At 27.0% G+C, this 12,723-nt stretch carries 10 protein-coding genes; 4 read left to right on the top strand and 6 right to left on the bottom strand.

Annotated features, from left to right (window positions below):
* The first annotated feature begins 5 nt into the window (after positions 1-5).
* The 3 genes from A966_RS03450 to rsmG are packed head-to-tail and all read left to right on the top strand — an operon-like array spanning position 6 to position 3,334.
* A complete protein-coding gene (locus tag A966_RS03450) occupies positions 6-1,943 on the top strand; it encodes a tetratricopeptide repeat protein (protein ID WP_008722563.1) in 1,938 nt (645 codons plus the stop codon).
* A gap of 44 nt (positions 1,944-1,987) precedes the next feature.
* On the top strand, positions 1,988-2,707 hold the full coding sequence (locus tag A966_RS03455; protein WP_008722566.1) for a hypothetical protein: 720 nt from the start codon (positions 1,988-1,990) through the stop codon (positions 2,705-2,707).
* Between the two features lie 6 nt (positions 2,708-2,713).
* A complete protein-coding gene (rsmG, locus tag A966_RS03460; RefSeq protein WP_008722568.1) occupies positions 2,714-3,334 on the top strand; it encodes a 16S rRNA (guanine(527)-N(7))-methyltransferase RsmG in 621 nt (206 codons plus the stop codon).
* A 2-nt stretch (positions 3,335-3,336) separates the two neighbouring features.
* Here the strand turns inward: rsmG and A966_RS03465 are convergent, their stop codons facing one another.
* The 6 genes from A966_RS03465 to A966_RS03490 all read right to left on the bottom strand — a co-directional run bounded on the left by A966_RS03465 (position 3,337) and on the right by A966_RS03490 (position 10,571).
* Entirely contained in the window at positions 3,337-4,356 is a 1,020-nt protein-coding gene (locus A966_RS03465) for a lysylphosphatidylglycerol synthase transmembrane domain-containing protein (RefSeq protein ID WP_008722570.1), read from the bottom strand.
* A gap of 22 nt (positions 4,357-4,378) precedes the next feature.
* Positions 4,379-5,896 (bottom strand): DUF5312 family protein, encoded by a 1,518-nt coding sequence (locus A966_RS03470; RefSeq protein ID WP_008722571.1) that lies wholly within the window; start codon positions 5,894-5,896, stop codon positions 4,379-4,381.
* Positions 5,897-5,995: 99 nt separating this feature from the next.
* The gene (locus A966_RS03475) at positions 5,996-6,817 is read right to left on the bottom strand and encodes a tetratricopeptide repeat protein (RefSeq protein ID WP_008722573.1); all 822 of its coding nucleotides are present in this window, start codon (positions 6,815-6,817) and stop codon (positions 5,996-5,998) included.
* 59 nt (positions 6,818-6,876) lie between these two features.
* The gene (gene tgt / locus A966_RS03480) at positions 6,877-7,995 is read right to left on the bottom strand and encodes a tRNA guanosine(34) transglycosylase Tgt (RefSeq protein ID WP_008722575.1); all 1,119 of its coding nucleotides are present in this window, start codon (positions 7,993-7,995) and stop codon (positions 6,877-6,879) included.
* A gap of 225 nt (positions 7,996-8,220) precedes the next feature.
* A complete protein-coding gene (locus A966_RS03485) occupies positions 8,221-10,068 on the bottom strand; it encodes a methyl-accepting chemotaxis protein (protein ID WP_008722578.1) in 1,848 nt (615 codons plus the stop codon).
* A gap of 98 nt (positions 10,069-10,166) precedes the next feature.
* Positions 10,167-10,571 (bottom strand): hypothetical protein, encoded by a 405-nt coding sequence (locus tag A966_RS03490; RefSeq protein ID WP_008722580.1) that lies wholly within the window; start codon positions 10,569-10,571, stop codon positions 10,167-10,169.
* A gap of 200 nt (positions 10,572-10,771) precedes the next feature.
* On the opposite strand from A966_RS03490, the gene A966_RS03495 reads away from it, so the two are divergent.
* Positions 10,772-12,613, top strand: coding sequence for a methyl-accepting chemotaxis protein (locus tag A966_RS03495; protein WP_008722582.1), 1,842 nt, complete (start codon positions 10,772-10,774; stop codon positions 12,611-12,613).
* Positions 12,614-12,723: the final 110 nt, after the last annotated feature.

Consider the following 12,723-nt stretch of genomic DNA (forward strand, 5'->3'; position numbering starts at 1 on the left):
TTATTATGTTTATTAGAAAATTCTGTATTATATTATCTATTTTTATATTTAGTGCATTTCATTTATTTTCTCAGTCAAATAAAGAAGATGGAAATGTTTTTAAAGATTCTAAATATATAAAAAGTGAAGAGGAAGCGAAAGCGGCATATACTTTAGCTTTGTATTATAAAGAGCGTGCATTAGCTAGAAAAACGGCAGATGAGCAAACTATAAAGGATTTGGAAAGTGCTAAAGTAATACTTCAGGAAGTTGTTAAATATGTACAAAATAAAGAGATATATATAACATTGGCTGAAACCCATGAGGCTTTGGGGGAATATTATGAGAGTTCAAAAATTTATGACGGATTAGTTTTTGATTCTCCTGAGGATATTGATATATTGTTTAAAGCGGCAGAAAGAAATATATTTATTATGAATAATATTGATAAGGCAAGATATTATTTGGAAACAGCTTATGAGATAGATAATACGAATAATGATGTTTTAATATTATTAGGATATACTTGCTATCAAAAAAGAGAGCTAGATAAAGCAGTATATTATTTTTCAAAAGTAGATGAAACTAAAAAATCAGGCAATATTAACAATTATTTAAACTATTATAATTTTTATTATGGTATGAGTGAGTTTTATTTAAGCAGATTTTCTAGTGCTATAAATAGATTCAAAAAATTAGAAAATGTTCAATTAGCTCCGGCAGATAAATACACTGCTTCTTATGGTATAGTGAAAAGTTATCAGGCTTTAGAAAAATACGATGAGGCTTATTCTAATAGTATTAGTATAGAAGATGGTTTATTTTTGAGTGCATATTTAAGTTTTATGTCTGACAAATATGATGAAAAATTATTTAATGAAATAGATATTTCAAGCCATAATACTCCTAAAATATTGTCTATCATTGCTGAAGCTAAGACTTATGGATACAGTAATGCTCTTAATATAATAGAAGCTGATTTAGATAGAAGAGAAATTGATTTAGACATTATACAAGCATATTATAAAATGATTTATGAAATAGGAAGCAAAGAAAATAAAATGAATTCTGAGATGGATATAATATCATTTTATTTGATGATTAAAAATATAGATGCCTTGCCTAAACATATAGATAATTTAATAAGCTATGATAATAGTGGAAAGTTTAATAACTTATATTTACAGGCGGCTTTAGAGTTTAAAAATCAAAATGATTTCAATTCATCAAAAGAGATGCTAAATAAATATTTATCGTTGAATAATAATAATATAAAAGAAAATGAATTAGTATCATTGGTATTGACAGCAAGCGATATAGGAGAAAGCGGACTTGCTATAAGTGCAGTTGAAAAGTATGAAAAAGAAAAATATTCTTACAGCTATTTGAAGGCTTATGCTTCATTGATAAATAATGATGAAGTTAATGCTAATAAATATTTAAATGAAGATTTTGAATATTTCAGTAATAATAAATCAAATACTAATGATTATAGAATAAATATTCCTTATGTAACATCATTGGCATTAGATAATACGAATTCAGCATTACTATATGCCAATTATAAATACTCTCAGGATACAAATTCAGCAGAAAATATGAACAGTTTATCTTGGGCATTGGTTTCATTGGGCAGTGATTTGGATAAAGCTATACTTCTTTCTAAAGATGCTGTTAAATTAGAGCCTGATTCTCCTCACTATATAGATACTTTAGGTTTTGCATATTATAAAAAAGGTGATTATGATAATGCTTTAAAAACATTATTAAAAGCTGCTTTATATGCAGATGATGATTCCAAATCTGAAATATATGCCCATATTGCTGATGCTTACTATGCCAAAAATGATTATAAAAATGCACTTAAATATTATAGAAAATCAATATCTTCCTATAAAAAAGAATTCGATTATGATGAAAACAGAATAAAAGATAGGATCGAAAGTTTAACAGAGAAACAATAAATAGGTTTTATATTCTATATTGATTTTTAAGAGGTTTATAAATAATGATAAAGAATAATACTATAATATTTATTATATTTTTATTAATTTCTAGTTTGGCATACAGCCAAAATGAGAATGAGGTTATGAAAGAGGCTTTTAATAGGTTTTCAAAATCTCCTTTTATAAGCATATATTTATCAGGCGGGGCTTTTTACAGCGGAGATGACTTAGATCAAATGCCTATGCTTGTTAATTATTATAAGAGCAGCAATAATAAATATATGAATGTTGTTGACGGACTTTTAGGCAGTCTTATATTTGATGCTAAAGTTAATAATAATAGTCTTACTTTAGATTTAGCTGAAGCAGAGGCTCCTTTAAAGAGAAATTTTGATGAGTTTGCATTGGAAGCACCTATTATGCGTTTTCCTAAAGTTTATGCTGACATACTTGATTATAAATTTATAGATATGTCTAAAAAAATAATAAGCAGTAATATAACTTTGGGAAAGAATTGGCATACATTGCAAATAGGCTATAATGATAGGGTAGATACTATAGTGTTCTCTGCTTCTACTTATAGGGTGAGAAGTTTTTCTACTGCTTTTATGGATAATGTTGTCAGCGTAGAGTTGGGTTCTTATACAACTGTTAATAATATACCTTATCCTAAAGAGTTTATAATGAAAAGCAAAGTTGATAAAAGAGAACTCCGCTATAATGTTACAAATGTATCTGCAGGCGATAAGGCAAAACAAGATGCCAAAAAATTGGGCTGGTAATAATTTATGCATTATGATTTTGTATTAGACAATATCAGCAATAATATAAAAATTGATGAAAATAAAAAAGAAAAACTTATAGAGTATGCTTCTTTAGTTATAGATTATAATAGAAATGTCAATATCACAGGGGCAAAAACTGAAGAAGATTTTTTTAATGATCATATTGCTGATTGTCTTCTTGCTTTAGATATATTTTCTCATTACAATAATATAATAGATATAGGCTCAGGGGCTGGACTTCCGTCTATACCGCTTGCTATTGTATTTGATGATAAAAAAATTACATTATGCGAATCTAAAAATAAAAAGGCTGAGTTTTTAAGATTAGCCAAAGATAAATTAAAATTAAATAATATAGAAGTGAAATGTATAAATGCTTATGAGATAAAAGAAAAATATGATACTATCACATCAAGAGCTTTTTCTGATATAGAGACACTTTTAAAAATATTTAATAAATTAAAAACAAAAAATTCAAAATTAATTTTATATAAAGGCAAAATAGAAAAAATAGAAGAAGAATTAAAAAAAGCAAATATTTCAAAAAGTAAATATACTGTAGAAATAAAAAAGCTAGAAAATAAAGATAAAGAGAGGCATATAGTTATAATATCTAATATATAATATTATGCCTTATTATCTTTGTTTTCTTCTTCATTATCAGCTTTAGTAGCAGTTTTTAAATCTACTCCCATAATAAATAAGAATATAAATCCTATTATCACTATAGGCACAATTCCCATTATATGATATACAAGAGCATAAGGAGCTGCTATATTTTTTTCTACACCTATAAGAGAAAGTCCGAATATTATAGCCCATTCAAAAGGTCCTATTCCTGAAGGGGCAGAAGGTACGGCAAAACCGAATCCTCCTATAGCAAAAGTAAATAATGCTATTATCGGACTAGTTTTTATATTAAAAGCCATCATCAGAAATCCTATAGTAAGCATTTGACCTATAAGATAGAGAAAAGTATAGAAAAATATTAAAAATATATGTTTGGCATCATTTTTAAATCCTATTCCGTCTATAAAATTGCATGAAAACTCAATTAATTTATCTCCGATATTTTTAGGAAGTATGCCAAAAATTTTATGAAAAACTTTATGGGCAAATTCTCTCTGCCATACTAGAAACATTAATACCAAAAAGCCAATTATTGATAAAACAAATAAAGCTATTGCAGCATAAGTAACTGTCTGAGGCAAGTTAGGAATAAATATTACAGATACAGTTAATATAATACCGCCTGTTATAACATCAAAAAGTCTTTCAGTAACTACAGAAGCAATTAATGCCGATTTGCTTACATTTTCTTTAATACCCAAAATATAAGCACGTGCCACCTCGCCAAGTTTAGCAGGAAGTATGTTGTTTCCCATATAACCAATATAAGTTGCCATAACTACAGTTCTTTTTTTAATAGGCTTTTTTAAAGGAATAAAACATTCCCATCTTAAGCCTCTTAATACTATAATAACTATACTTAATATTAATGAAATAATAAAATATACTACATTAATGTTTTTTACTATTTCTATAGATTCTTTTATATTAATGCCTCTAAAAGCAAAATATAAACATATTATGCTTATAGCAATTCCTATAACTACCTGTATAATAGTTTTATGTTTTTTATTCATCAGCAATTTTCCATTTTGTATATTATCTTATAAAGTTTTTCATAAGTGTTATAAAATTGTCAAAATCATCAAGCATGTTTTGAGCTATATCAAGATTAAATTTAGGTAAGTACTGAACCTTATTTGCATTACTAATTTCCTGCTTAGTATTATTTTTACAGTCATCATAGATATTTTTTACTATAGTAGTTAAATCTATTACAGAGTTATAAACGCTTAAAATTATTTTATTTCCTTCAGTATCAATTTTATTTACCATAGTTTCTATTAAATCTTTATTAGCATTTGCCTTATTTTTTGATATTATCCAAGTTTTTAAACGCTTGAAGTTTTCAGATTCAGGACTAAGCATAGTATCAAACTTTTGTATAGCTTCTCTAACATCATTTAATATATAGAAAGCATCAAGTCCCTGAGAGTTCCTATCTTTGCTTACAAATTCAGCCCCTAAAAACATATCATTAAGCGGATCTTTATAATTGATATCAAATATTTCTATAATAAATGTCTTTATATACTGAAGCGGCTCTACACATGTAAATATAGGGCAGTCAAATTTTTCAAGCTGTTCATTTTTTTCTTCATTGACATTAGACATTTTTAATATTTCTATACCATTAAATAGCTTATTACGCATTCCGGCAATTTTACTGCTCTTAATTTCAGCAACTATACTATCCATATCTTTCTTTAAGTTATTTGTCAAATCTGTTATATAATTTACAAATATATTAACATTAGAAGGATTAATACTGCATTTATAAGTAAAATCTTTAAGCAAATAAACTATAATATCATGCATTATGTCAGGAGTTTGAAGATATTTAACTCTCGCTAAAAATGATTTAATATTTTTTTCAGGTATAGCAGGCATTCCTAAATATTGCTGAAAAATATTTAAAGCAGATAATAATTCTTTTCTTATTACTATTGAGTTTACAGCATAATCCAATTTTACTAAATCATCAACTACCTGCATATTTGAACTAGGCTTGAATTGAGGATTAGAATTGTAGGCACCATCTACAAAAGACGGACAAAAAGCTCTCAAAAAGAGAAAGAAATCAAAATTTGATAATTGAGCAAAATCTTTAAGCAAGTTGAAAGTTAAATTCATTTCCTTTCCGCTTTCTCCGCTTATAAATTTTTTGAATTTTACAAAATTGTTTTTTACTTCACTAAATACATTATTAGGATTTTTACCTTCTCCTATCTTGGACATCATATAATCTCTATTTAATGTGGAATATAATTCTTTCATCTCATCACTAAAAGATACTTCTATTAAATAATATGAAAATTGTTTACCATCTTTTACTATAAATTCCTCTTTTAAAGGATTAAGTAAAGGACCTATTACTTTATACATTTCGAACATAAATTTAGCACAAGTAACAGTTAATGATTTAGTTTTTAAATCCACAAAATTATATTTTTGTTTTGATATTCTGTCAGAATACTCCTCCATACGCATTTTTTCTACTAATTCAGGAGTTCTTATATTGAATAAATTGTATCTTATATAATCAAAAAAATTCACAGTTGCAATACCCCATTAATTTACTATATTTTAGTTATTTATAATATACTAAATTGACTAATATTAAAAGTTTTTTTTATTTATTTTTACTATAAAATATTACTCTTTAATAGCCTCCAAAGCCTTTTTTGCTTCTTCATAATTTTCATTAATTTTTAAAGCCTGTTCAAAATTTTGAATAGCTAATTTTTTATTTCCTGTTGAAGCATATATAGAGCCTATAGTATAGTATATTACTTTATCATTATTATTTACTTCCAATGCTTTTTCTAAATATCTTATAGCCATTTTATTACTATTTTTTTTATTATAGCATGAAGATATATTACATAATACATAAGGATTCTTACTCTCATAATTCGCATTAACTTCATGAAAAAGAGAAAGAGCTTTATCATAATCTCCATTATGATGATAAATACAGCCTAATAGATTGATTATATCATTTGTAGGCTTGGCATCATAAGCTAAAGAGGCATATTCTAAAGATATATCATATTCTTTCCAAGCATAAGACTGAAAAGCAATATATGAGCATCTTTTATAGTCTTTAGATTTTATTTTAATATTTTTTGATAATTCCAATGCTTTTTCTAAATATTCCTTTCTATTTTTTTTATCCATTATAGATAAGTATTCATATATAAAAGCATTTTTTTTACCTGTTTTCAATAGCTGATTAAAATAATTTACAGAAGTATTATATTTATTTTTTTTCATATTGATGAATCCCATCATATATAGTGCTTCTGGATATTTAGGTGTTTTAAGCAGAATGGTGCTGTAATAGTTTTCAGCATCATCTATTCTATTTTCTTTAAAAGCTATTCTAGCCAACATAGCCATAGCATAAGGATCATTTGGTTTTTTTGATAAAATGTTATTATATTTATCTAATTGCTTGTCATATTTACCTGCCATAAATAAACTCACTTAATTATTTGTTTGTATATAATACAACTTTTTAAAAAATATGTAAACTAATAAAATTTTTTCATCATATCTTTTCTATAATCGGAAAATACATCATTTTCAATAGAATTTCTTAAATCTTTCATAAATCTTTGCATAAATCTTACATTATGTATAGTCATAAGTATAGAAAACAGTATTTCATGTGTTTTATCCAAATGATTAAGATATGCCTTAGAGAAATTCTTACAAGTATAACAATCGCATTCTTCTTCAAGCACAGTATCGTCCATTCTGTATTTAGAGTTTCTTATTCTAACAATACCATTCATAGTAAATGCCTCCCCATTTCTAGCATTTCTAGTAGGCATAACACAGTCAAACATATCAATACCTTCCATAACAGCATTAAGTATATCTCTAGGCTCGCTTACCCCCATCAAATAACGAGGCTTGCTTTTATCTGTATAAAGCATTACTTTGGAAAGTACATCATGCATTTTTTCAGGAGTTTCTCCTACAGAAAGTCCTCCTATGGAATAGAAAGGAAAATCCATATTTACTAAAGTTTCAGCACTTTCTTTTCTCAAATCATCAAACATTCCGCCCTGTATGATGCCGCCTAAATACTGATATTCACTATTTGGAGTGCTGTCATGATATTCTTTGCATTCTTTAGCCCATTTATGAGTTCTAAGCATAGCCTCTTTTGCATAATTATAATCTGCATCTGCTCTAGAACATTCATCAAGGCACATTATAAAGTCGGCTCCTATGATATGTTCTGCCTCCATTACACTTCTAGGCGTAAATAGGTATTTAGAGCCATCTATATGAGAGCTAAATTCCACTCCATTATCATTTATTTTTCTTAATTTTGCCAAAGAGAATACCTGAAATCCGCCTGAATCTGTAAGCATAGCTCCTTTCCAGCCCATAAACTTTTTGACTCCGCCGAATTTTTTTAATACTTCAAGTCCCGGTTTTAATACTAAATGATAAGTATTGGATAATATTATTTTACTTTCAGTTTCTTCTATCATAAGAGGAGTCAATGCTTTCACAGTTGCTTTTGTACCTACAGGCATAAACACAGGTGTATCTATTTCTATTCCATTAATATTTATTTTTCCAAGCCTTGCCGATGTTTGACTGCTGTTTTTTAATACATTGAATGTAAATGACATATTATTCCTTATATTAAAATATTTAATGCTATTTTATACGAAAATAAATAAATATCAAATGCTATATGCAAAAATAATATATAAAATCATATAAATATATAGCAGATTTTTTCCAAATTTTTCTGATGTATTAATTTTATTTTTATAATATTTTGCTGAAATATATAAAATTATCCTATGCCATAAAAATAAGCAGCATAGGATAATTTTATATTATGATTTTATTTATCTAGTTCCATCAGGGAGTTTAAATAAATGTATAGCATCCATTAATTCTTTAGACTGAGCGAATAACAATTCAGCAGATGCTGTAGCTTCTTCTACTAAAGCAGCATTTTTCTGTGTTGTTTGATCCATATCTGCTATAGCTATTTTTACTTGATCTATACCATTTTGCTGTTCCATAGCACTATTGCTTATGCCTTCCATAATTTTTGAAGCTTCATCTATTTTATTTTGTATCTCTATAAATATCTCTTGAGATTCACGGGCTGTTCCTGTAGCTTTATCTATTTTTTCATATACATTTTCTATTAAATCTGTAATGCTTTTTACAGAAGTTTGTGTAGTCTGAGCCAAGTTTCTTACCTCAGAAGCAACAACAGCAAATCCTTTTCCTTGTTCTCCTGCTCTTGCTGCCTCTACGGAAGCATTAAGTGCTAATATATTAGTTTGGAATGCTATATCTTCAATGATTTTAGTAATATCTTTAATTTTACTGCTTGCATCATGTACTTCTTCTATGTTTGAAGTAGTTTCAGCTATGATATTTCCTGCATTTTCAACAGAAGTTTTGGAATCTAGTATCATTTTACTTCCGCTGACAGAATGATCTGCTGAGTCTCTTATAGTAGAAGATATTTCTGTCATAGAAGCTGAAGTTTCTTCTATGCTTGCAGCCTGACTTTCTGTTCTATGTGCCAAATCAGTATTTTGTTCGGATAATTCTTTGGCAGCCATAGTGATATTGTTTGCTGAATCTTCCACAACTCTTAAAGCATCTACAAGTTTTTTTCTCATAGCTACAAATGCATCCGATAATTCTCCAAGCTCATCTTTTCTTTTAATTTTTTGTTTTGTAGTTCTTAAATCTCCTTCTGCTATTTCTTTAGCAACACCTACTAATAAGTGAAGAGGTTTGGTTATAGACATTATGAACATTGATATAAATACAGATATAATAACTATAGCAATCACAGATATAATTATCATAGTAAGCATTAGTTCTCTATTAGCTTGATATATTTCTGCTTCTGTTACAGATACTCCCAATACCCAAGGCTGAGATTTTAATGTTATTACAGAAGATACTCTTTTCTCATTGTTAAATACATAACTTAATACACCTTTTCCTAAATTAAAAGCGCCCTTAAATTGTTCAGGAGCTGTTTGATTAATATTTTCAGTTTTACTATGTATTTTTATTATTAAATTTTTATCAACAGCATACATATTTACGGTTTTGCCTATAACAAGAGGTTCTATATGATTTTTATTGAGAGTAGACCAATCAAGAATTACATAAAGATAACCTATATTTTGATTGCTGGCATTTGCAACTTTTTCTAATAAAATTAAAGACCAGCCGCCTGTTGTTAGCGAATGTGTAATGTTTTCTCCAAATATTCCTTTTGAACTTCCATTTATTTTTGTTTTTAAGTCTGGATGTATGGTAAACATATTTTGACCTATCAGATCAGTATTATCAGAATCTATTAGAATATTACCATTTAGATCAGATAATCCTATGTTAATTGCATATTCATTTAATGATTTAAATTTTTTAAGATTATTTAATGCTGTATTTCTAAGATCTTCAGTTCTCAATTCTAAATATCTTATTAACTCTTCAGAAGTACCATATATACTTGCTATTGCTAATTGATCATCAAACCAAGTATCAATTAGGGAAGCATACCCCATAACTGTATTGTTATATCCTTGGTATGTGGCATTTTTTATACTGTTAGATACTTTTATTTCTATTATCGTAATTAAAGCAATTATAAATATAATTACCATCGATATGATAATAAGCGGCATTTTCACTCTTAAGCTTTGAAGTTTTTTCATAACTTATATTCTCCAGATTTAAAATATTTTTAACTATACATATAATTATACCTAATTTTAGAAAAAAGTGTTATATTTTTTTTACATATATTTTCAATCTAATTTACATTAGAGTATAAATTTTTTATATATTCATAAGGCAACATTATATTTTTATCGGTATAATAAAAATTTCCTATAGAAGCAGTTTCAGATGAATATATAATCAGATTATTAATTATGTTTTTATTAGTTGAATATATATTTACCATATACCCTATTTTTGATTTATTTATTTTTAATATTGATTTGTTTAAAGATATACTATTTAAACTTTTTATAATAAAATTTATATCATTGGTATTTGTTATAATCATAGTTTTTCCATTATAGTTTATATCTATTTTTGATACGCTTTCAGGATAGCATTTTATTCCGTCAATAGGAGATTTATACCACAATATAATAATTATGATTAGAAATATAGGAATAAAACTTAGTAATTTTTTTAATTTTTTTTCCATAGCAATATAATAATATACTATTTATTAATTGCAAATGATTTATTTAATAATCATAAAAATAAAAAACATAAATCTTAATAAAAAAAAATAAATTGTTATATTAATTGAATTTTTTGTATAAAAAAACGATAAATGTAATTAGTGAATTTAATTAAGTATTAAATTTTTTATAAATATTAAATTTCAGAGGATCTGAAGTTATGAAAAAGACTAGTTCTATAAGATTTAAGATGCCATTAACTATAAGTATTATAACAACAATACTTTTATTAATAACAATAATAATATTATCATATAAATCTCATTCAGGTATAACAAAATCTACATACAGCGGATATAATAACACTATAGAGGGCTATAAATCTATGTTGGATACATGGTTTGAAGAAAATAATACTTTGATAAAAACATATTCTATTACGCCTTCTATCATCAATTATTTATCCGGTAATAATACTCCTGAAGCTGCTGCTGTTTTGATAGATGCATTGAAGCAGTTTGAAGGTATTAATAAATATTCTTTGGATATTGGAGTAACTGATGAAAATGGCGTAACTTTGCAAAATACCAAAAATGTAAATTTAGGAATTAATTTAAAGGATTTAAGACCAGGTATTTGGGATAATTTTGTAAAAAACAATTATGATGTTGCTTATGATACAAAGGTGTTAAAGTCTACTCTAAGTGATAATATGACTTTAGCAATTATCGCAGGAGTTAAAACCAATAATGTATTAATTGGTACTGTGTATATGATTCTTAATTGGGATGTTTTGGTATCAAAATTAGGAGAGTTGCAGCTTCCGGAAACAGGAAGATTATTTGCTATTGATTATGAAAGAAATATTGCACTTGATACTAGAAATCAAATAAATACTTTAGCAAATGAAAGCTATAATGAGGTAATAAGAGAGAATAAAGCTGATGGTATATTACATTATATATCTGATACAAATGGAGAAAAAAGAACAGCTGTTTATGTAAAAATGAATACTATGCCTTGGATATTATCTATGGCTGCTGATGATAGGATTATATATGCTGAAAATATAAGTATGATTAGGATAGCTATTATAGTTTGTATATTATCTATAATATTTGTAAATTTATTTTCTGTTTCATATATTACAAAAACTATGAGCCCTTTAAGTGTTTTGATGAAAAAGGCAAACAAAATATCTGAAGGCGATATAGAGATTAAATCTGTTTCTCAGTATAGAAAAGATGAATTTGGCGAATTAGAGAAAGCATTTAATATTATGAGCGAGAAATTGGCAGAGGTTGTAAGCAATGTTAATGAGGCGTCAAATGAAATAGTATTAGCTTCTAAGAGAATGATGGAAAGCAGTGTTGAACTTTCAAGCAGAACTGATTCTCAGGCATCTAGTTTGGAGGAAACTGCTTCAAGTTTGGAAGAAATAGTTTCTACGATAAAAGCATCAGCTGATAATTCTGTATCAGGTAAAAATATGATGTCTGAATCTATGGAGCATATTGAAGGAGCTGCAAGTATAATAGCACAAACAGTTTCTAATATAGAAGAAGTACATCAGGCAAGCGATAAAATCAAAGATATTACTAAAATCATTGAAGATATAGCATTCCAAACTAATATACTAGCCCTTAATGCTTCTGTAGAGGCGGCACGTGCGGGAACTCAGGGAAAAGGTTTTGCGGTTGTAGCAAGCGAGGTTAGGAATTTAGCACAAACTACTCAGTCATCTGTTAAAGATATTACTTCTCTTGTGGACAATACTGCTGAAAAAATAGATACTGCCACAAATACAGCGAGAGAATCTCAGGAAATATTTGTTCAATTGCAGGAGAAGGTATCAGGCACTTCTGATTTAATGCAGAATATAAGTTCAACAGCATTAGAACAAGAGACAGGTGTTTCACAGATAAGTATTGCCATAAATAGTATAGAGAGTTCTACTACTCAGAATGCTGCTTTAGCTGAGGAATCAAGCGAATTATCTAAGAAACTATTTGATAAAGCTAAGTTTTTAGAAGAAAGCATAAAATTCTTTCGTATTTCATAATGACTTATATTTTATATAAAAAATTATTTTTTTTTAATATTCGGCAGATATAATAAATAATTTTCTTAATAGTTTTGGAAATTCTTATTATTAATAATATATTTTTAGTT

Origin of the sequence: Brachyspira hampsonii 30446 (assembly GCF_000316195.1) — a bacterium.
GTDB classification, from domain to species: domain Bacteria; phylum Spirochaetota; class Brachyspiria; order Brachyspirales; family Brachyspiraceae; genus Brachyspira; species Brachyspira hampsonii_C.